The sequence below is a fragment of the Pseudomonas sp. TYF_14 genome, assembly GCF_043105275.1.
GTDB classification, from domain to species: Bacteria; Pseudomonadota; Gammaproteobacteria; order Pseudomonadales; family Pseudomonadaceae; genus Aquipseudomonas; species Aquipseudomonas alloputida.
Genome location: NZ_JBICLK010000089.1, coordinates 16,276 through 35,352, shown reverse-complemented (window position 1 = coordinate 35,352; position 19,077 = coordinate 16,276). Strand labels below are relative to the sequence as shown.

Below are 19,077 nucleotides of genomic sequence, written 5' to 3'. Positions count from 1 at the left end.
GGAGGTCACGTCATGGCTTGGCTATCAGCACTATTTGGCTTCTTTGCGCCATTTCTACCAGAGATCATCAAGCTCATGGGGAAGAAGCAAGACTACAAACAAGAACTCGACATGATGAAGCTCCGTAGCGAAATGGCTGCCCAGGAGCACACGTGGAGAATGGCTGAGATCGAGTCGAAGGCGGACATCGAAGAGAGCAAGGTCATCAGGGAGGATCACAAAAGCTTTGGCGTGGATCTGCTGGATGCAGCTGCCAAGACAGGGTGGTCTGCGAAGCTGCTGATTCCGGGTTACTACCTATTCGTACTTCTGGACTTCATCAACGGCGTGATCCGCCCAGGCATCACCACTGCCCTGGTGGCGTTCTACATGGCAGTGAAATTCGGTCAGTACCAGATCTTGATCGGCCAGAAAGTTGTGGCTGAGCAGGCGATTGTGCAGATCTGGAGCGAGAACGACTACGCGATGCTCGCTCTCGTCCTGTCGTTCTGGTTTGGCCAGCGCGCAGCTAAGTATGCGTTCAAGTGGAAGTGAGTGGGGTGAAGCATGGATGCATCACTCGAAATCGCCGCTCAGCTTGCTGAGCATCACGAAGGGCTTCGGCTGAAGCCTTACCACGACCCTGTAGGGTATCCGACTGTTGGATATGGCCACCTCCTTTCCAGGGAGGCTTGGGCACCGTTGTCAAAGTGGTCAGCCATCTCGCTCGACAAAGCAAAACAATGGCTTCGTGATGACTTAGCCATTGCAGCAAATGCTGTTGATCGACTCATCACTGTTCCGCTCAACAACAACCAGCGCGCTGCTTTGATCGACTTCGCGTTCAATGCCGGAGCAGGCAATCTCCAGACATCCGCCCTCCGTAGGCGCCTGAATCAAGGTTTCTACGACGAAGTGCCATACCAGCTGAGTCGCTGGGTTTATGCGAAAGGCGTTCGCCTTCCAGGTCTAGTACGCAGACGGAAAGAGGAAGGGGAGTTGTTCACGTCATGAATGGCCGGGATCAGATAGTTCGCCAGGCCATCAAGCAGAGAAAGCAGGCGGTGCAGATCTCACGCTCGCTGATCAATGAGATCGAGGTGATGCAGAAAGAGATCGCTACCAAACTGGCTCTTGGTAATCCTCGCAACCGCCAGGGCCTGGAGCGCCTGCTCGTATCTATCGATGAAATTATCCTTGGTGGCTACGGCGACATTGCCGAGAAAGCCAGTGATCAACTGGTAAAAATGGGGATGGTGCAGGCTGGGTTCGCTGCTCGCTTGGCAACAAAAATGGGCGTTGGGGTGATGCCTGTCGATGAAGACTGGATTCGAGCGGCTGTGGTGGATGATCCGTTCGACGGCCAATTGCTCAGTGAGTGGGTGGCGAGGCAGCGGGTGTCGATGTCTCTAGGTGTGAAGCGACGAGTTCGCCTCGGGATCGCTTCGGGCGAGTCCACCGCTAACATAGCGAAAGCCCTGCTGGCTGGTGATGCAGGCGAGTTCACGGCTGGCAAGCGGTATGCGGAGACGATGATTCGGACTGCTGCGACTGCGATCACTGCCAAAGCTGATGAAGAGCTGTTTAGCAGGGCCGGGGTTGCGACGTACCAGTTGAGCGCTGTGCTCGATACCAGGACCACTGAAATCTGTCAGGGGCTTGATGGACGGACGTTTGCGTATAGCGATGCGAAGGCGCCGAGGCCGCCGCTTCATCCAGGGTGCCGGACGGTGATGATTCCGGTTTTCGCTGGTGAAGCTCCGATAAAAGAAAATTACGAGCAATGGCTTGTTCGTCAGGATGAGGCAACGCAGATCGATGCTTTAGGTATGACTCGTTTCCAGGAATGGCGTGCTGGTAAAAGCCTGGGCGCCTTTGTTGAATGATATGGTGGCAAAATGCCTTTCCTGCCAGTAGCATAAGAGGCTTGAATGGAAGCCCGTGAGCCAGGCATGAAAAAACTTAAACTAATAGCAGCTTTCCTGATTTTTATACCTTGTGCGATTGCAGCTGTATTCTATGTCATTCCAGAAAAATTTAATAAATCTGGATTCAAGATTAACGCTGAAAAATACCTTGAGAACGCAGGTCTACTTGAAGATACTGAGGATCTCAAATTCTTGGTTCTAAACTACGCAGATGCCGAGTTTAAAGGACGTGCTGTCAAAGGTGCAGTTGTTAAAGTTCAATATACCTTGATTGATCGTCAGGAGGGTGTGAAGGAACCGAAGTGCTTTTATGTTCCAGCTCTGCTCGACAAAGAATTTGATGTCTATCGCGGTATGACACTCATTGACTGTGCCGACAATCAAATGCTCTCGAAGTGGAAGGGTATGTTCAAGCTTGGCGGGTATGTTTACGTCAAACCTGATCCACTGGCTCAAAAACGGGCGCAATGGTACGGATACTGTCAAAGCCGAGAATTGCCTGACGAAATTTCTGCACGCAAAGTCAGCTTCTCTGACGAAAAACAAAAGCGTGCTTGCAACTGCATCATGCAGAAAAATCCCGAAGCCGTAGATACAATGCTCGAATATCCAGAGTCTAAAATGCCTTTGGGTAATGGTGGTGATGCACAGCAATACTATTCCGATTTGAGCGATTGTATCAATCGCGAGATGTAACCCCCTTTGGGGAAAGGAACCAGCGGGGAGGGTGGTCAGGCTCTCTACCCGCTGGCCAGATTCGGCTTAGACGGTTATAGATCTATCAACGACAATATGTTATCTCTTGGAATACTGATGCCTCTGCCCAAGAACGTATGGGTGTATGGCGTGTATTCCATGTCATTTTTTATTCTGTAAAGGTAGTGCCATAGTCCAGTAGCGTAGCGTTCTTGATCCTCCACTTTCCCTTTGAATTTAACGACTACGGGCTTCAAGTTTTTACTAATCAACTCTCGTAGGTCAGTAGCTGCCTGTTCTGGACCACACCAGTCGCCCCATCTTGGACCGAGGAACATTTCTGGGGTGTCATAATTATCCCCTACGCCAAACCTTGCGTCATCAAATGTATCGAAGGCATATGGACCTCCGCCGTCTCTGTACGGATTGGTTGACTCCAACTCGGTTCGTTCTCTTACATTTGCTTGAGAGATTCCGAGTATCTTATCGAAATCATAGCCTTGATAAAGTTGTCGGGTCTTCAACAAGAACTCAACTGTCCCTTCGGCAGAAGACAGGAGGCCTTTATTGAACCATTCTTCAGTTCCGTCGTAGCGAGTGCGATGGTAGTACGCCGCATGGGTAAATTCACAATTTAACTTTCCGCCTACGTGGTGCGCCATAAGCCACGGGAAATAATCCACGTTAAAGCTCTGCGGATCGTCATTCATGAATTCCGGCCAATAGCCTGAATAAACTCGCTCGATTACGCTCTCATCAACTCCGTAAATTGTTGATAGCGTTCTTATTGCATCCTGCGGGCTGTCACAGCTAAGTGAGTCCATCTAAATTCCTTAAATATAAACGCCGTTTTCCAGTTGTCCGATTAGTCTCAGCACTTCGTCCCGATGAGCGTCTATAGGCTTTACGCCCCCAAGTGCCCGCTGAGGCCTATTTAACCAAATGGCAGTTTCTTCAATATTGTCATTAAATAGTTTAAGTGCTGCCTCATAGACTTCTGTGTCTACTTTATTTTCTTTCATGGCGGGCTCTGTCTATTTTAATAAGTCATTAAAATATGATATAATATGTTCAAGCAAAAGGATTTTGCAATGACTATTACTATAGAAGACTTCATAGTCGCATTCGGAAGCGACGACATACCCCGGAACCCTGATGGGGAGCCGGATCAGGCAAAGGTCGATTGGTCGATCAACGCTGCCCTAGGCACCGCACATGCGTACCTGCTCGCTGTAGGCCTGTCGGCTTACGACGCAAAGGTCCAGGCATCGATCAAGCTCCGCATCCTCGACCTGGCTCGCTACGAGCTGAATCCCGATCACGTCACCGATCTCATCAAAGAGCGGAAGGCCGACGCTATCAAGTTTTTCGGCGACGTTGCCACCGGTAAGGCGAAGCTCTTCGCTGAAACAGGCGAAAGCTCGAAAAACGGCGGCTTTCGCAACGTAAAGATCGAGCGGTGCTGAATCATGACGATCTCTGTCTCTGTCAATGCAGGTCCACTCCTGGACATCTCCGCACGTATCGAAGCGGCAGCTCGCATGGGCTGGTCCACGAACGAAATCAACGCCAGATTGCTGGCCAAGGTCCGCCTCGGCTTCCGCAACAGCACAGACCCATACGGCGAGAAATGGGCATCGATCAAGCCCCGCTGGCGGAATCACCGTCGCGTTCCTGGTCAGCCTTTGCTCGACACCGGGAGATTGCGAAACAGCATCCGTGGAGCGACAACGGGCAACTCGATGCGCATCTTTACTGATGTCGAGTACGCGCAGTATCACCAACTGGGCATGCGCGTTAAGAAAAGGGCGATCCTGCCTGACCAGCGCGGCCTGCCCCCTGAGTGGGATGCTGAAATCATGAAGGCAATCAGGGCTCGCTTGAAATCCGTTCTTGAGGGCTTCAAAGATGACTGACCGTGGCGTTTATCTGGACGAATATCTCGATACCATACGCGGTGCTATCGAGTCCGGTCTCGGATGCAAAACCAACCTCTTTACTGGCCAGTTTGGTGAGGATGATCTGAAGAAGATCAACGTCCCAGCAGCCGGCATCTTGGTCCTCGTGACTGGCGCAGGTGGACCACTACGCCGTGGACTGAGACCAGGTGAAGTCGAGTCAACAATCGGAGCTGGTGCTTTAGTCATCGCGAAAGCCGACAAAGATGAAAACGGATTTTCCCGCGCTGCTGCTCAAGCTACACAGAAGCTCCTGGGCATCCTCCAGGCCACGCCGATAGCTGCCGACAAAGCCCCCAACTCCATTGAATTTTTGGAGTGGGGCGAGGAGACCTCCGGTTTCAAGACCAGCTCTGCATACAGCGTATGGTCGCTGATTTGGCAACAAACACTGATTTTGAAAACCAATTAACTCAACTCAAGGAAGAGGTGAAAACATGGGAAGTTTATTTAACCCAATTGATAACACGAAGGGCTGGATCGGCAATGGTGCCGTCCTGATTTCAAAGCTCGATAACCTGGATCGTCCGGTTGGCGGTCACTCGAATGCCGGTCAGTGCAGCTCTGCCGTTCTGGCATTGAGCACAGAGCGTGTCGAGATGGCAGACACGATGACAGGCTCTCTGGGGACTGCCCAAAGCCGTGTTACCAAAAACAAGGCTGAAGGAACGATCACGCTGAAGTCGTTCGATCCGAAAAACCTGGCTCTTGCACTTTACGGCGATGTGATTCGTGATGCTGCCGCAGCGAAGACAGTGACTCGTAAAGCATACCTGGGCTCAGCTGTCGTGCTGGATGGCATTGCCACTGAAGTCACTTCAGTGAAGTCGGCTGATGGTCTCACTACGTACGAAGAAGGTGTGCATTTCCTCGTTTCCAGCGGTTCCATTTTCATCATCGCGGACCAGCCTGCTGAAGATGGCATTGCCGACGAAGACGTGCTGGAGGTCGCATACCAAGGAGCCGCCGTGGACCGGATTGAAGGGTTCATCAACCAATCTGTGGACGTACAGATTGTCTTTGAGGGCCTGAACGTTTCGACGGGTGACGACGTGAAAGTCACTTGGCACAAAGTCTCTCTCGACCCCGCCGCACAGCGTCAGCTGATCAGCACCGACTACGGTGACTTGGAGCTGAAGGGCACCTTGCAGCTCAGCAAAGCCATCACAGGATCGGGGTTGTCGAAGATGTTCAAAGAAGAGCACCGGGTCGCAGTGTGAGTCGAGGGCGTTCATTCGCCCTCAACTGTTTATTAACTAAAATAATAAAGGATCAAGGATGAGCCTTTCTACATTTGAAATACCCACCGAGCGGGTTCAGCTGAACCCCGGATGCCCGTTGGGCAAAGAGTTTTTTATTCATGTTCGTGGCCTCAGCGCTTCTGATTTTGCTGTCTTGGTGAACGAGCAGGAAGCCGTGATGAGATGGTTGTTTGAAGGCGCAAATCTAGATGATCAGGCCGAGTTGATGAATCAGCTCGCTGTGCGATCTGCCGGTTTTCTCGCGCTGCTGATCGCTCTGGCTGCAAACGAGCCACAGTTCGCCTGCAAGCTAGCATTGTTGCCAATACCTACTCAGATTCAACTAGCAACCACTGTTGTCAGGCTGACAATGCCAGAGGGTCTAAAAAAAAGCCTGGAGCAGATACGAATCGCAATCTCACCGCTTCTGAACGAATTCAAGAGTTTGAGCGGCAACGAAGGGCAAGCGAAGGAAAGCAAGAAGAGCAAGCAGTAACGCTTGAAAAGATAGCTGGGATGCTTGAGTCATCTGCTCAGATTCTCATCGCAAATGGGCACAACACTGAGCGTTTCGATCCATACCGTTATCCAATCAAAAGACTTTTCAAGCTAGCAGATGCGGTGATTTCAAGAGAAAGGAGTTCTCTAGTCACTGAATCCATGCTGCAACAAGCAGCGATTTTCTCTGCTTTCGGTAAAGAAGGAAGGGAGTATTACAACGAACTGATAAAAGGACTTATCAGCGATGGCAAATAACGTAGTTGATTACTTAATAAATTTGAAAGTTTCTGGTGCGCAGCAGCTCCAGGGCCTCACTCGCGAGCTGAAGAGCACATCCAGCGCGATGAACGATGCGTCAGTCTCAAATGGCAACAGCATGATCTCGACCGCACTCGACAAGATCATCGGCTCAGCAAACGCAGCAGGTGGTCCACTTGCCACATTCGGTGGCCACCTTGATGAGTTGCGCGGAAACATCAGCGGTGTAGGTGCAAGCGCAACAGCTGGTGCGGTCTCGCTGGGAGCGTTCTTCTCAACACTGGCATTTGGCTCGATGAACATCGCTGACGATGAGCGCAAATTGGGGCGCCTTGATGCCTTGCTGAAGTCTGTTGGCGGTGCGGCTGGTGTATCTGCGCAAGAGCTAATGGATTTCGCGGGCGAAAAGGAGAAAGCCACCCTGTTTGATGGTGGTGATATTGCCGATGCCGCAGGTGCTCTGCTCGGTTTCACAAGCATCGTCGGCGACATGCAGAAGAAAGTGCTGAGTCTGGGCGTTGACATGGCAGAGGTCATGGGAGGCGAGGTTCGTGGCCAGGTCGTATCGCTTGGCAAAGCTTTCGAAGACCCCATCAATGGCTTGGCGTCATTGTCGAAACAGGGCGTGAAATTCAGCGATGAGCAAAAAGAACTGATCGCCACACTCATCGATTCCGGCGAGCAGGTAAAGGCCCAGACAGTCCTGTATGAAGCCTTGAAAGAACAGTTGGGCGAGGGTGCTGCTGAAGGAGCAAACAAAGGTCTCTCCGCTGCCATAAAAGATGCTCGCCTAGCCTGGAAAGACTTTGCGGTCGAGCTGGCAACGACTACTGATGCACCAACCAAAGCAGCTGATGCGCTCAAGGCGATGGTGCAGGCGATGAAAAATTACAAATCTGCTCGCGCCCAGATGACACAGGACGTTCTGCTTGAAGAACAAGCAACCTTGATCAAGGGGGCGAATAGAAAGCAGTACGGATTTGAGAGTGACGATAGCTATGCCAAGCAGCGCAAAGCATTGCTCGACCGCTTGAAGGAAGTGAACAAAGAGATCGTCGAGCAGCAGAAAATCATGAACGCTGAGGGCAACGAAAACTTCGGCATCCAAGGGCTCATTCCAAAAGAAGAACCAAAACCACTGATCACCGACGCCGACAAGACCGCCACTCTGAAAAAGGTTAGAGAAATTGGTGTCGAGGTTGGTAAGGCCTTCGAATCACAGATCAGCGAAGCGACTACGAAGGAGCAACTGAAGGGCATTGAGGTCGCTGCTCAGAACGCTGCTGACAGTGCCGCTGCTGTGCAGCAAAAAGCAAACACAGCTGCGAAACAAGCCGCTGACAAGCTCTCGAAAGAGAAGATCGAGATCGCCAAAGCTGAAGCAAAAAGCACAGTCAAGGCAGCTGAAGATGGTGCAGCCGCACGTCTTTCAGTGATCGACAGAGAAGAAGCTGATGGTACGAAAACAGCCCGTCAGGCAGCAGATGCCAGGATCGCAGTCGCAGTCGAACTGAATAACAAGCGTGCTGCTGTCGAGAAGCAGATCCTTGGCTATGACCAGCAAATCTTAGACGGGACCATTGCAGCCAAGGAAACTGCCCTGGCAGCGCTGGACAATGCTGCTGAAAACGCAGCGAAGCAGTTTGGTCTAGCTGGCGACGAGCTTACGGCAAAGATCAATGAGATCAAGAAATTGCAGGTTGAGCGGTATGCCGTTGAAGGGGAGATCAACATCCTGCTCGCCAAGCGTGCTTCGCTCGCGAACCAAGAGGCTGCCCTCAATCCACTGGTGGCGAACCAGAATGCGTCGGACGCGATCAACAATCGCCTGGCCATTGATCAGGCGAATGCTGCAAAAGCTGCTGGTGAACGTGCTGCTGCGGAGTCGAAGAGGAAGGCAGAAGAGGTTGCTCAGCGTCGGCGTGAGCTTCAGAACCAGATCGCGCAGGAAGAAATTGAGGCTGTTCGGCTCTCTGGCAAGGAGCGGGAGGCCGCGCTTGCTGAGATCGAGCTGAAGTACAAAGAGATGTTCCGTGTGGCCCAGGGCGATGCTGAGTCTTTGGCTTTGACTCAGAAACTCAAAGACAAAGAGGTTGCGAACGAGAAGGTTCGGCTGGACAAAGAAGCCGCAGATAAGCGTAAGCAGTATGAGCAAGAGGTCGCTGATGTGCGCATCAAGCTGCTTCGCCTTTCTGGCAAAAACTTCGAAGCTGATCTGGCCGAGATCGACCGGAACTACAGCGATCTGTTGAAGAAAATGGGCGGCAGCGCAGAGGATCTGAATCTCGTCAAAAAGCTGATCGATGCGGAAAAGGTCAAAGCTGAGCTGGACGAAGTGCTGAAGGAGATGGAGCGCCTTCAGGAAGCGTTGGCAAATGGCGAAATGTCGCGGCAGGAATACACAGATCGGATGAAAGGGGTCTCTGATAAAGCGAACGATCTGGCTGGTCAGACCGGCGATCAGGACACAATCGACTCAGTGCGCCGCAAGACAAAGTTTGCGACAAGCGATCTCCAAGATTTGTACAGCCTTGGCCAGAAAGTAGGTGCCGGGCTCAACAATGCGTTTGATGATGCGTTCGAAGGCTTGATCGACGGCTCTGCGAAAGCTGGTGATGTGTTCAAAGATTTCGCCAGTGACATGGCATTCGAGATCTCGAAGCTGATCGTGAAATCGTATGCCCTTTACGCTATTCAATCCCTCTTGGGTCTGGTTGGTGGTGGGGCAGGTGGTGGCGGTTTCTGGTCAGGAGTGGTGTCTGGCATGAGTCAGTCGATGGGCGCGCAGACGCTTCATGACGGCGGAGCTGTGACTGGTGGCGGTTGGAGGAAGAATCTTTCAGCATCTCTTTGGACGAATGCACCGCGATTCCACAATGGTGGTGCTCCTGGTCTCGCATCGGATGAAGTTGCAGCAGTGCTCCAAAAAGGCGAATACGTGATGTCGAAGAGCGATCCTGATAATCCGCTTAATGGCGGGAGAGGAAAGGGTGGCAGTAGCTCTGGTGGGCAGCAGCTGGTGATCAACAATCTGCTTGATACCGAAAGTATGGCTGGCAGAATCCTTGATTCACAGTCTGGCCAGAAGGGCATCATGAACTTCATCACTGATAACGCGACAGCTATTAAAGCAGTGCTAAATAGTTAAATATATGATATAATAACTATCAGGAAAATGGAGTTTCCGATGGCATTTCAAACTTTCAATACGAGCAGCGTTAATGCGCTGCTCACCCAGATTCGTACACGTGTCGAAGCGGCTGGTTGGACCACGCTTCGTGACGTACCAACCGATGAGCGCGAGCTGATTATGCGGTCGCCAGCGGGCGCTCATGTCGGCCTTCGCACTGAAACAGGCAGTGACGGCAGCTACAAAAACTTGCAGCTCCAGGGCTACCGGAGCTTCGAACCTGAAGCGTCTTTTCACGACCAGTTCGGAGCAATCGCGCACAACGGCAGCAGCGCTCTTTGTCCGGCCATGCCTCTCCAGGATCTGCCCCTGACGGTCTGGCTCGCAATCAGTGATCGTCGGTTGCTGATCGTCGTGAAGCTTTCATCTGTGTATGTTGCTGCTCATCTCGGTTACCTGCTGCCATTCGCTTCAGATACTGATTACCCGGAGCCGCTGCTGATCGGTGGATCGATCACTGACAACGAAAAGCTTTGGTCCGGCACGACTAACAGTCAGAATATTTTTCTTTTCGGAACAGGCGGATTGAGGCCGGGTTTTCCCAGAGTCTTGTTGCCAAACGGAAATTGGCAGTCGATCAGCTTCAGCGGGAATTCATCGTCGAATCTTGCTTCGATTTTTCCGTTTAACGGAGGTCTCGAACAGCTTGGTAGGTCGTTCGATGACTCGCACACGATGTTTCCAGCGATGGTTGTATCCGGCCTGCCTGGTGCGGAAGCACAGGCATGGGAAGGTGAATGGCTGGGCTATATCGAAGGAGTGTTTGGTACTGACGCTGAAGCTGTCACTTCCGAGTCGCAGTTCACGCTGCTCGACCGGACGTTCATCGTGTTTCCCAACGTCTTCCGCAACTCCAGTTTCTTCACTCTGGAGGTGGCGTGATGTTTGTGAAATCTGAGGGCATTGCGCTCGATGTGTTCGACCTGTTGTCGCGCCTGAAGTCGTTCCTTTCCGCGCAGGGCTGGACGATCAACGACGAGAACACCACGACGCTTCAGATTCAGCGTGGGCCGAATCGTTTCTACTCGCTTTGTGCGTTCAACAACGTTTGGCCAGATGATTCTGAGACCGAGTTTCCTATCTCTGGAATTTCCCTACGCGGAGCAACTGGTTTTGAGCTTGGGGGTGGTTTTTCGGGACAGCCAGGTCGGCCCGCTGACGACTACGACATGATGTTGCTGCCGTATGCATCGAAGTACGTGTTCCTTGATGACGGATATAGCTGCTGGGTAGCGACTGAAGTGGCGTCTGGGTTCTGGCAGCATTTGTGCTTCGGTCGAATCATTAGTTCGTGGCAGACAAGCTTCTTTGGTGGCTCCCTGAAGATGTCGGCTGGTGTGTCATCTGTGCTGGATCAGACGAATGTGCCGCTTTCGACCGCATCGAATGGTACGACCTGCCTGGTTCTGAACGAGTACACAGGTGGTTGGGCGAAATGGTTCAACAGCGATGCTCAGGCCGGTGATTTGGCAACGGGGCATGGTCTCAATTCGAGCTTCTACGGCTTTCCGAACTACTCGCTCAATAACAGTGACGGCATCCTGGCCAGGGCTAGGTCTGCGTATACAGGCATCACGATGCTCGTGCCCATCCAGATTTTTGGAGGGCAGGGCGGCAAGTGGCGGTACATAGGGAATCTTCAGTATGCATTCATCGTGAACATGCGCGAGTTGTTCGCGGAGCGGACCTACACAGTCGGTAGCAAGCAGTATTACGTGTTGCCGTTCGGGAAGAAGCCCGAGCCTTTCAATCACGATTCAACGACCGGGAAGGGGTTGGGTATCGCGTTGAGGATCGCCTGATGATCGTTGATCCCATCGAGTGCCTTGCTGTCCAAGATAGTCTGCATCTGCCTGATCCTGACTTCGATTTCGCTGAGTCAATGGAGCGTGTTCGCACGCTGGGGAACGCTGTTCGATCCAGCTCTGTTGGCAACAACGGCGTAGCAAGCATACCCAGTGGCTGGCACTCGGAGTTCTTCGGCGAGGTGTTCGTGTCGCCGTGGCCAACGCTGTCGCTTGGGGTCGTTGCAGATGATGCCACGGGCTCGTTCAGCGTCTGGTCCAGCTCACCTGGTGGGTCGGTCATTGAGGCTCTGGAGACTAATGTTGATGGCCTACTCCTGGGCCTGGTGACACCCAAGAGCATCGCCCCCTTCAGAGCCCAAGAAACCCGCTGGTCAATTTCGCGAAGCGGTGATCCGGCGATCACAGGCAACATCGAAATCAGTGTCGATGGTAAGCAGCTAGACCTTGCGGTCGAGGGCATCAGGGCTGTGTTATGGGATCTGCGTCCGGACTGGAATTCCGGAGCAAGGGTGCAGTACGACTTTGTGTCGGACGTGTTTGAAGCATGGGATGGCACAGAACAGATCAGCTCAGTGTTGGATGATCCGCGCTGCTCGATGACTTACTCGTATCTGCTCACTGACGAGCAAGAAACGTGGGTAAGCAACAGGCTAGACACCTACCAAGACAGCTTCTTGGTTCCGGCCTGGCACGAGGTCTTCTCACTAGCTGACGGGGTAGGGCCGAGCGACAGAGTTGTTCGGATAGACAGACCGCTTCGCGAATTTAGCCAGCGGTATTCAGTGTTATTGATCGATGGTCATGTTCATCTCATCGAGTCATGTGCTGCCGATGAGATCGTCTTTGCAAAACCGGCAGGACGGTCGTATCCGCCTGGCACTGAATGCCATGTCGCACATGCTTGCTTCCTGCCTGACGGCGCGAGCATCACTCGACTGACTGATCGTGTAGCGACAGTATCACTGACATTCGAAAAGCAGTCCGAAGCCGATGGTTTCACTACATCAGATGCGCTGCCGCAGCTGTGGGATTTGCCGCTCCTGGAACAACGACCAAACAGGCTGACGGACGTAACTGATGAGCTGAAAGCCAGGCTTCAGGTTCACGATTCTGGTGTCGGCTATCGTCGTGTGAAACCACGGACGAAGCTACCTGAGCGCTTGCATAGCGCTGCATTCACGCTGTTTGGTACAGAAGAAATTCGCAGCTTCATCGACTTCATGCTCGCTACCCGTGGACAGCAGCAGCCGTTCTGGATTGACTCTGGCAACAACGATCTCTACCTGGCCACCGGCATCTTGGAAGGTGCCACGGCACTGTCTGTTAGAGGTAACGGATACGCGAGCTTCAAATTTACCCATGAGTGCTATCGCCAGGTAGCGATCCACGCGCTCGGCCAGGTCTTCTACAGAAAAATCATAGGAGCACAGATCGACAGCATCGACATCGAGCGCATCACCCTCGACGAGCCGCTACCTGCAATGTCAGTGCTGGACGTTGAACGGATCAGCTTCATGCTGCCAGCCCGTTGGGCAAGCGACACATTTGAATTTACCTACACGACACCGGAAGTCGTGGAAATAAGCAAAGGAGTGAAAATTTTGGACTATGAGCTATGACACTTACGAAAAATCGGGATGGCTAAGCCAGCCATACGAGCTGTACCGCTTCACGCATGCTGGTGACACGCACGCATTCACGACGAAGACAAAACAGCTCCTGCATGTCGATGGGACGATCTACCAGCCCGCGTTCTTGAAGCGCGGCTCGATCACTCGAACTGAAGATCCGAACAAGCAAAAACTGTCGATCACGGTCAGTGCTGACAACCCTGTCGCTCAGCTCTTCAAACGAGGCCTGCCTGGTCGCGAAATCACGCTGAAGATCATCCGCGTCCAGAAGGCGGCAGCTGGTGACCCCGGCATCAATCTCTGGTCAGGCCAGGTCACATCAGCGAACTTCAACGACGACAAATGCTCGCTCGAATGCGAGCCCGTGGCAGCGCTGATGAACAAGGCCGCTTTGCGCATGTACTATCAATTTCAATGCAATCACAACCTGTTCGACGAACTCTGCTCGCTCGACGTGAACGACTGGTCTGAGTACCACGCTGTATCAGCAATCGAACAGAACGGCACGCTGCTCACGCTCAACACCATCACACAGCCAGACGGCTACTACGCAGCAGGTTTGGCTGAGATCAACGATCAGTGGGTGATGGTGACCGGTCATGACGCTGCAACTAACAAGGTGCTGATCCTGTCCGCCCTGGACGGACTCAAGGAAGGAGACGTAATCAGGCTTACAAAAGGCTGCGACCGTACCAAGGCTGCGTGCAATTCGTTTGGCAACAAGGACAACTTTTTTGGGTTCCAGACGATCCCGACAGATAACCCGTTTATCGACGGTATTTGATAAATAAATGAAATAATAACTATCTCAAGGATGAGAAAAGATGGGCTGGGCACAGATTATTTACTACGCAGTCGTACTGATCATTTCGCTAGTCAGCATGTACATGCTGGCCAAAAAGGTCGGCGGAGAGGCAGCGAAAGCAGGGACGCTCGAAGACTTCAACATCGCGACAGCGCAGGACAGGCCGATCCAGTACATCGGCGGCACGATCAAGCTGAATGCGCCGAACATCCTCTGGTACGGAGCTATGCGGACGGTTCCGATCCGCAAGAAAGCAGGCAAGAAGAAGCAGACAGTTGGGTATAAATACTACCTGGGCGTGCAGGCCGGGCTTTGCTACGGCCCTGGTGTCGTGCTCAAAAAGCTGTGGTTCGGGAAAGACCTGGCGTGGGAAGGTGAGGTCTCAAGCGGCTCGTTCAGCATCGATAAGAAACAGCTTTTCGGCGGAGAAGATCGAGGCGGAGGTGTTGCAGGTACGATCAGTTTCTATCCAGGTGATCGCACACAGACTGAAGACAGCTATCTGGTTTCGAAAGTAGGAGAGAGCAAGACCAGTGCATTGCGTGGGCTCAGCTACCTGGTCTTCAAAGACTTCTACTTTGGCAACTCGACATCGCTGAACTCTCCGGCCATGGAGTTGCAGCGTTTCCCAAAATCGCCGTCAGGAAACACGGAATGGGAGCGTATAGGCGATGACGCGAATCCTGCCTATCTCGTCTACGAGTTTTTGACTAATCGCATGTTCGGCTCGTCGATCCCAGCAGCATTGATCGATGTCGATGCGATTGAGCAGTGTGCCGAGCAGTTGCATGCCGAAGGGCTCGGGCTGTCAATCTTGCTCGATGGCCAGAAGCAAGTTGGCGATGTCATCAGTGACATCTTGAAGCATATCGACGGCAACAGGATCACAGACGCCACGACGGGCCAGTTGCGCATCAGCTTGGTACGCCCGGACTACGACATAGAATTGTTGCCAGTGATCGATGAGTCGATCATCAAGTCCGTCAGTGACTTCAAGCGAGGATCTGTGACCAGTGCGGTCAGCGAGGTTCGGGTCAAGTACAAGTCGCGCTCTGCTGACTACGAAGAGCGTATTGCCCAAGCTCAAAACCTCGGGCTGCGCATCCACAAGGGATTGGTGGATTCGAGCCAGCAGGACTTCCCCTATGCTACGACAGCAACGGTGGCCCAGGGCATCGCAGCACGCCTGATGATCCCTTTGTCATCGCCGCTCACAAACTGCAACGTCGAGTGCAACAGGAAGCTTCATCGCGTCCAGGTTGGTGATCCCATCGTGCTCAACTGGCCCCCCCTAGATGTGTCCAGGATGGTCATGCGCGTGACCTCCGTAGACCTGGGAACACTGGACAAAGGCACTATCAAGCTTGGCCTCATTCAAGATGTGTTCGGGACTACTGAGACGATTTACACCCCGCCTGCGGGTGATGAATGGGAACGGCCAACAAGCATTGCGCACTCCGTCGAAAACGCGCTGATCATGGAGTGTCCTGCATTTCTGGAAGACGACGGTCAACCCGGCCATCTCATCTGCGTTGCCGAGCGCCCTGACGCAGAGCTAGGTTATCGTCTGCTCACCAGGTTGCCTGACGAAGCGGATTTCAACTGGGATGGCACTACAGGCTTTTCGGTCTCTGGCGTCATTGTTGCCAAATCGGCTGAGGGGTTCGAAATCGCAGGGAAAGACCTGGACCTCTTGGGCAATGCAACTACAGGTCAGATCTTGCGCGGTGAGAATCTGGCGTACATCGACAATGCCGATTTGGCGCTGAGTGAGTGGTTCGGGTATCGATCTGTTGAGCTTCTGGAGAACGGCAACGTGTTCATCAGTGGCCTTGAGCGGGGGCTGATCGACACCATTGCGGTTGACCACGCCTTGGGGGCTCGGGTTTGGTTCGTTGAACAGTCACCAGTGACCAGCAGCTATGCATACCCTGTTGGTAGCGTGCAGGCGAAGCTGCTGACTTACACTAATAACGATGCAATGACTGAAGAATTTAGTGAAACATTCAGCATTAGCGTTGCTGGTCGGTACAAGCTACCAGTTGTTCCAGGCCGGGTCATGCTCAACGGGTGGTTTGCGGGTAACGAAGTCGCGACTAGCTCGACGTACAGGATCAGCTGGGCTCGGCGGAGCAGTGACTATCCTGGAGTCGTCACGGAGAACGATCCGCTCGACATCGCGCAAGCTGGTGTCTCGTACAACGTGTGGGTTCGCCAGGGCGGCGTGGTAAAAATCACGCAGTACGGTGTTACCGGCAATCAGCTGGATATCGACGGCACATTGTTCGTACCAGGAGAGGTTGAGGTGCTAATCGAAGCGGTTGCTGATGCTGGCAATTCGATAGTGACAAAGAGCCTGCGTTGGACTATAACTCTTTGAATATCAATGAGTTTATTGTCAATGTCATTTACATTGGATAGGGCGTTAGCAGCTGAACCTAAGCTTCTCGCAAATGGCATGAAGAGCTTCGACCATTTTCGCAAACTTGCTGGGAATCCGAAGCTCGATGAGTTTTTTGTCGATGCTGTCGAGCTGGAGAGGTTACTGCCGGGGTTGCCGCTTGCAGGTGATTCGGCCCTTGATAAGCTGACGATGCTCGCTGACAACAGCTACCAGACGTACGCCGTCAGTCTGAGTCGATGCAATGCGAGCGGTGGGCTTGAGCGGAAAGGGGAGGTGTCGATACCTCCGAGGCTGAAGCGGGGCGATCACAAAGGCATGGCTCTGATCGAGATCTGGGTAGAAGAGCCACCGACTGTGTTGGACATGTATGGCCGCTCTGTTGTAGAGCCCCTGCATTTAGCGCTCACGTACACTGATGAGAAGCTTGAGTTCGATGAGCGGGTTTCTAGCGAGCTTGGAAGCTTGCTGGAAGGACTTGGTTACGAGTTTGAGAACCGGTGGGACTGACGGCGGTGAAAGGTCTGGAAGAGGAGAAGGCCAAGCGACAGCAGGATAAGATTGATCAGTTGCGCAATCTGACGGATGAAGAGCGAGATGAACTGAACAGGGAATGGCGGGCTGAAAAGCAGAGGATATTGGATCGCTTCAAGAAGATGCCGCCACAGGGGCGGCGGGGTTAGGCGGGTGAGAGATCATGGCTTCGCTGTTTTTTCGGCACCTGTTCGTCAAGGGTGTACAAAAGACCATCAATTTCTTCTGGGGCATATTCAACTTCGAATTTGCATCGGAATATCGAGAGTATCGATTCGATAAGGCGTAGTGCAGCCTCTGCCATTTTTATTGCGTTTTCAGTCATTATCTTCATCTGCACTTCGTTTCTCTTCAGCTTTTCGTTGTTGTTGAAGACGTAGAAGAGCTTGTTGCCATTTGAGTAGCTCGGCTCCAGAAGTCGGCTGATAGCTGTTCTACGGAGTCGGTCGGTGTGAACGACTATGGCAAATGCGTTTCTTTGTTTTACCTTTTGCCTTGTTTTCGTGTTGACTGAGAGTCCTGGGTGACTGGTTGGCTCGGGGCCAACTGCTGCTTTTGCTTCTCCATTTCTTGTTCTAACAATTTTCTGTAATTCTTGAAGCATTGATTCGTCATAATGAATTCCTTCTCTATTAGTAAGGCGTTGCCAGGTAAATCTTGATCTCTTAAGGTTACGGCCAGAGATTAATTTTTTTTCAAATCTAAAGCTTATCCCGATTGGGCTACCAGACTTGTCTGTTCTAAGTTCAACGCCAATCTCTGCTTTGTTGAGCAGCATTATAAAGTCAAGCATGTTCCCGCCTTTTTCTTGAGTGCGCTCAAGGGCTGTTGCAACGCGAGCTATGAGCTTGTGCTTCCACGCCACCTGTCCGGTCTTCTGAGATGCCTCGACTTCTTCGCGAGTTAAATTTACACCAAAAGTCTCGTGCGGCATTGGCACAACATGCAGGCCGTACTCATGCTCGATTTCTCGACAGACTTTCATCAGTATCTCGTAGTCTTTGCTTTCTGATAGCAGCATGTAGTCGCGCATGCTGATCCGGTTTGCACATATGTGCATGTGTTCGTGATCAGTGTTTTTATGCAGTTCACCGAAAAATTTGTGATCTTCGGTGTAGCCAAGTGCCGTCATGGTTTTGAAGAGAACTTCACGCCACTGGTGGACATGCAGGGTCTCGCCAGGTGCGAGGCTGAGCATGTAGTGCATGTGGCACTTGCCACTTTCTTTGCCAGTTGCTGCTTTGCGTAGGTGGCAAGGGGTGTCTAGCTCTTCGATAATATCTTCTGGCGTTGAGCCGAAGACGTTTCCGCCTACAAACTCGACTTGATCGCATTTATGCTCATGGCCTTTGCCGAAGACATACTCAACACGTGTCTTTGACGAACCGCTTTCATTAGCAAATTTACGGGAGATCATTGCTTATCTCCCTGGGCGCTCTCAACATCAATAAGTGCTTTTGCTATCTGTACCAGATGATCACGAACGAGCTTGATTGACTGAGCATGAAAGCCATTCTCTATTGCCAGGTCTAGGCCCTTCACGGAAGAGGAGAGTAGTTTGTAGACCTCCATCCTGTCCGCGTGCAGAACTACCTTGGGGGGCAAATCGGAGCGTAATCCGGAACTGCGGAGGAAGATGGCGGGACTGTCGAAGCCCTTCTCGTCCATGATGGCCAGCAGGCGCTCATACTCTTCAGCGTTAAGGGCAACCAGAATCTTGTTCGTTCTTTTCTCCGACTCTTGTAAGGCGGGTTTTCCTCTTTTTTTGTTTTTCATGACTAACCTTCTTCTTATTATTGTAGGTTGAATTGCTTTTGCTTTTTGCCGCGCAACCCCCGCAAGGGGTGTGAGCAGCCAGCGTTCTAAATGATTGAACGGAGCCAATGAATATTGGCATAGTGATAATTATTTAAAACATTGCTGGCTTAGATTTTATCTTTGCAAATTAATTATAACATTAAATATCGACATATTTTAATTGCAAGGTCGATATTATAATATTTTTCTGTCACGATTATGATTTGTGATATATCACATATTGGTGTTGTCATTTGTGTGATATGTCACGTGAGTTTGTTGGGGGTGCGTGATATGTCACGAGTTCGAAGAGGGTATGTGTGATATATCACATAGGTGATTACTTATTT

The 19,077-nt window shown here is 52.0% G+C and carries 22 protein-coding genes; 18 read left to right on the top strand and 4 right to left on the bottom strand.

Annotated elements, in window-relative coordinates:
• Positions 1–12: 12 nt before the first annotated feature.
• The 4 genes from ACF8O8_RS25640 to ACF8O8_RS25625 are packed head-to-tail and all read left to right on the top strand — an operon-like array spanning position 13 to position 2,603.
• A complete protein-coding gene (locus ACF8O8_RS25640; protein WP_392510708.1) occupies positions 13–534 on the top strand; it encodes a hypothetical protein in 522 nt (173 codons plus the stop codon).
• Between the two features lie 12 nt (positions 535–546).
• On the top strand, positions 547–993 hold the full coding sequence (locus tag ACF8O8_RS25635; RefSeq protein WP_392510707.1) for a lysozyme: 447 nt from the start codon (positions 547–549) through the stop codon (positions 991–993).
• Entirely contained in the window at positions 990–1,865 is an 876-nt protein-coding gene (locus ACF8O8_RS25630) for a minor capsid protein (RefSeq protein WP_392510706.1), read from the top strand. The genes ACF8O8_RS25635 and ACF8O8_RS25630 overlap by 4 nt, the downstream gene beginning before the upstream one ends.
• 45 nt (positions 1,866–1,910) lie before the next feature.
• Positions 1,911–2,603: a hypothetical protein gene (locus tag ACF8O8_RS25625; protein WP_392510705.1), complete on the top strand. Its 693-nt coding sequence runs from the start codon at positions 1,911–1,913 to the stop codon at positions 2,601–2,603.
• 74 nt (positions 2,604–2,677) lie between these two features.
• Here the strand turns inward: ACF8O8_RS25625 and ACF8O8_RS25620 are convergent, their stop codons facing one another.
• Positions 2,678–3,427, bottom strand: coding sequence for a hypothetical protein (locus ACF8O8_RS25620; RefSeq protein WP_392510704.1), 750 nt, complete (start codon positions 3,425–3,427; stop codon positions 2,678–2,680).
• A 9-nt stretch (positions 3,428–3,436) separates the two neighbouring features.
• Entirely contained in the window at positions 3,437–3,625 is a 189-nt protein-coding gene (locus ACF8O8_RS25615; protein WP_392510703.1) for an antitoxin Xre/MbcA/ParS toxin-binding domain-containing protein, read from the bottom strand.
• Positions 3,626–3,694: 69 nt separating this feature from the next.
• Here ACF8O8_RS25615 and ACF8O8_RS25610 point away from each other — a divergent pair, with 69 nt between their 5' ends.
• From ACF8O8_RS25610 to ACF8O8_RS25545, 14 genes are all read left to right on the top strand, one after another.
• Positions 3,695–4,069 carry a phage protein Gp36 family protein gene (locus ACF8O8_RS25610; RefSeq protein WP_392510702.1) on the top strand — a complete coding sequence of 125 codons (375 nt, stop codon included), beginning with the start codon at positions 3,695–3,697 and terminating at the stop codon, positions 4,067–4,069.
• A gap of 3 nt (positions 4,070–4,072) precedes the next feature.
• Positions 4,073–4,519 (top strand): phage virion morphogenesis protein, encoded by a 447-nt coding sequence (locus ACF8O8_RS25605; protein ID WP_392510701.1) that lies wholly within the window; start codon positions 4,073–4,075, stop codon positions 4,517–4,519.
• Positions 4,512–4,973, top strand: coding sequence for a hypothetical protein (locus ACF8O8_RS25600; protein WP_392510700.1), 462 nt, complete (start codon positions 4,512–4,514; stop codon positions 4,971–4,973). Before ACF8O8_RS25605 ends, ACF8O8_RS25600 begins: the two co-directional genes overlap by 8 nt.
• Positions 4,974–4,998: 25 nt before the next feature.
• Complete coding sequence (locus tag ACF8O8_RS25595; protein WP_392510699.1) at positions 4,999–5,781, top strand: hypothetical protein; 783 nt, start codon at positions 4,999–5,001, stop codon at positions 5,779–5,781.
• Between the two features lie 58 nt (positions 5,782–5,839).
• Positions 5,840–6,298 carry a hypothetical protein gene (locus ACF8O8_RS25590; protein ID WP_392510698.1) on the top strand — a complete coding sequence of 153 codons (459 nt, stop codon included), beginning with the start codon at positions 5,840–5,842 and terminating at the stop codon, positions 6,296–6,298.
• Between the two features lie 20 nt (positions 6,299–6,318).
• The gene (locus ACF8O8_RS25585; protein WP_392510697.1) at positions 6,319–6,558 is read left to right on the top strand and encodes a hypothetical protein; all 240 of its coding nucleotides are present in this window, start codon (positions 6,319–6,321) and stop codon (positions 6,556–6,558) included.
• Complete coding sequence (locus ACF8O8_RS25580) at positions 6,548–9,709, top strand: hypothetical protein (protein ID WP_392510696.1); 3,162 nt, start codon at positions 6,548–6,550, stop codon at positions 9,707–9,709. Before ACF8O8_RS25585 ends, ACF8O8_RS25580 begins: the two co-directional genes overlap by 11 nt.
• 39 nt (positions 9,710–9,748) lie before the next feature.
• Positions 9,749–10,633 (top strand): hypothetical protein, encoded by an 885-nt coding sequence (locus tag ACF8O8_RS25575; protein WP_392510695.1) that lies wholly within the window; start codon positions 9,749–9,751, stop codon positions 10,631–10,633.
• Positions 10,633–11,553 carry a hypothetical protein gene (locus ACF8O8_RS25570; RefSeq protein WP_392510694.1) on the top strand — a complete coding sequence of 307 codons (921 nt, stop codon included), beginning with the start codon at positions 10,633–10,635 and terminating at the stop codon, positions 11,551–11,553. The genes ACF8O8_RS25575 and ACF8O8_RS25570 overlap by 1 nt, the downstream gene beginning before the upstream one ends.
• Complete coding sequence (locus ACF8O8_RS25565; protein ID WP_392510693.1) at positions 11,553–13,178, top strand: hypothetical protein; 1,626 nt, start codon at positions 11,553–11,555, stop codon at positions 13,176–13,178. The genes ACF8O8_RS25570 and ACF8O8_RS25565 overlap by 1 nt, the downstream gene beginning before the upstream one ends.
• Positions 13,168–13,974 carry a phage BR0599 family protein gene (locus tag ACF8O8_RS25560; protein ID WP_392510692.1) on the top strand — a complete coding sequence of 269 codons (807 nt, stop codon included), beginning with the start codon at positions 13,168–13,170 and terminating at the stop codon, positions 13,972–13,974. The genes ACF8O8_RS25565 and ACF8O8_RS25560 overlap by 11 nt, the downstream gene beginning before the upstream one ends.
• A gap of 40 nt (positions 13,975–14,014) precedes the next feature.
• Entirely contained in the window at positions 14,015–16,375 is a 2,361-nt protein-coding gene (locus ACF8O8_RS25555) for a phage tail protein (RefSeq protein WP_392510691.1), read from the top strand.
• A 78-nt stretch (positions 16,376–16,453) separates the two neighbouring features.
• On the top strand, positions 16,454–16,906 hold the full coding sequence (locus tag ACF8O8_RS25550; RefSeq protein WP_392510690.1) for a hypothetical protein: 453 nt from the start codon (positions 16,454–16,456) through the stop codon (positions 16,904–16,906).
• Positions 16,907–16,911: 5 nt separating this feature from the next.
• Positions 16,912–17,079 (top strand): hypothetical protein, encoded by a 168-nt coding sequence (locus tag ACF8O8_RS25545; RefSeq protein ID WP_392510689.1) that lies wholly within the window; start codon positions 16,912–16,914, stop codon positions 17,077–17,079.
• Here ACF8O8_RS25545 and ACF8O8_RS25540 read toward each other — a convergent pair.
• Together ACF8O8_RS25540 and ACF8O8_RS25535 are read right to left on the bottom strand one after the other, a co-directional pair.
• Positions 17,076–18,347 (bottom strand): relaxase/mobilization nuclease domain-containing protein, encoded by a 1,272-nt coding sequence (locus ACF8O8_RS25540; RefSeq protein WP_392510688.1) that lies wholly within the window; start codon positions 18,345–18,347, stop codon positions 17,076–17,078. The genes ACF8O8_RS25545 and ACF8O8_RS25540 overlap by 4 nt on opposite strands.
• Positions 18,344–18,706, bottom strand: coding sequence for a hypothetical protein (locus ACF8O8_RS25535; protein ID WP_392510687.1), 363 nt, complete (start codon positions 18,704–18,706; stop codon positions 18,344–18,346). The genes ACF8O8_RS25540 and ACF8O8_RS25535 overlap by 4 nt, the downstream gene beginning before the upstream one ends.
• Positions 18,707–19,077 lie beyond the last annotated feature (371 nt).

Coding starts and splice junctions, on each gene's coding strand:
- ACF8O8_RS25640 (WP_392510708.1), top strand. CDS start 13: ATGGCTTGGCTATCAGCACTATTTGGCTTCTTTGCGCCATTTCTACCA.
- ACF8O8_RS25635 (WP_392510707.1), top strand. CDS start 547: ATGGATGCATCACTCGAAATCGCCGCTCAGCTTGCTGAGCATCACGAA.
- ACF8O8_RS25630 (WP_392510706.1), top strand. CDS start 990: ATGAATGGCCGGGATCAGATAGTTCGCCAGGCCATCAAGCAGAGAAAG.
- ACF8O8_RS25625 (WP_392510705.1), top strand. CDS start 1,911: ATGGAAGCCCGTGAGCCAGGCATGAAAAAACTTAAACTAATAGCAGCT.
- ACF8O8_RS25620 (WP_392510704.1), bottom strand. CDS start 3,427: ATGGACTCACTTAGCTGTGACAGCCCGCAGGATGCAATAAGAACGCTA.
- ACF8O8_RS25615 (WP_392510703.1), bottom strand. CDS start 3,625: ATGAAAGAAAATAAAGTAGACACAGAAGTCTATGAGGCAGCACTTAAA.
- ACF8O8_RS25610 (WP_392510702.1), top strand. CDS start 3,695: ATGACTATTACTATAGAAGACTTCATAGTCGCATTCGGAAGCGACGAC.
- ACF8O8_RS25605 (WP_392510701.1), top strand. CDS start 4,073: ATGACGATCTCTGTCTCTGTCAATGCAGGTCCACTCCTGGACATCTCC.
- ACF8O8_RS25600 (WP_392510700.1), top strand. CDS start 4,512: ATGACTGACCGTGGCGTTTATCTGGACGAATATCTCGATACCATACGC.
- ACF8O8_RS25595 (WP_392510699.1), top strand. CDS start 4,999: ATGGGAAGTTTATTTAACCCAATTGATAACACGAAGGGCTGGATCGGC.
- ACF8O8_RS25590 (WP_392510698.1), top strand. CDS start 5,840: ATGAGCCTTTCTACATTTGAAATACCCACCGAGCGGGTTCAGCTGAAC.
- ACF8O8_RS25585 (WP_392510697.1), top strand. CDS start 6,319: ATGCTTGAGTCATCTGCTCAGATTCTCATCGCAAATGGGCACAACACT.
- ACF8O8_RS25580 (WP_392510696.1), top strand. CDS start 6,548: ATGGCAAATAACGTAGTTGATTACTTAATAAATTTGAAAGTTTCTGGT.
- ACF8O8_RS25575 (WP_392510695.1), top strand. CDS start 9,749: ATGGCATTTCAAACTTTCAATACGAGCAGCGTTAATGCGCTGCTCACC.
- ACF8O8_RS25570 (WP_392510694.1), top strand. CDS start 10,633: ATGTTTGTGAAATCTGAGGGCATTGCGCTCGATGTGTTCGACCTGTTG.
- ACF8O8_RS25565 (WP_392510693.1), top strand. CDS start 11,553: ATGATCGTTGATCCCATCGAGTGCCTTGCTGTCCAAGATAGTCTGCAT.
- ACF8O8_RS25560 (WP_392510692.1), top strand. CDS start 13,168: ATGAGCTATGACACTTACGAAAAATCGGGATGGCTAAGCCAGCCATAC.
- ACF8O8_RS25555 (WP_392510691.1), top strand. CDS start 14,015: ATGGGCTGGGCACAGATTATTTACTACGCAGTCGTACTGATCATTTCG.
- ACF8O8_RS25550 (WP_392510690.1), top strand. CDS start 16,454: ATGAAGAGCTTCGACCATTTTCGCAAACTTGCTGGGAATCCGAAGCTC.
- ACF8O8_RS25540 (WP_392510688.1), bottom strand. CDS start 18,347: ATGATCTCCCGTAAATTTGCTAATGAAAGCGGTTCGTCAAAGACACGT.
- ACF8O8_RS25535 (WP_392510687.1), bottom strand. CDS start 18,706: ATGAAAAACAAAAAAAGAGGAAAACCCGCCTTACAAGAGTCGGAGAAA.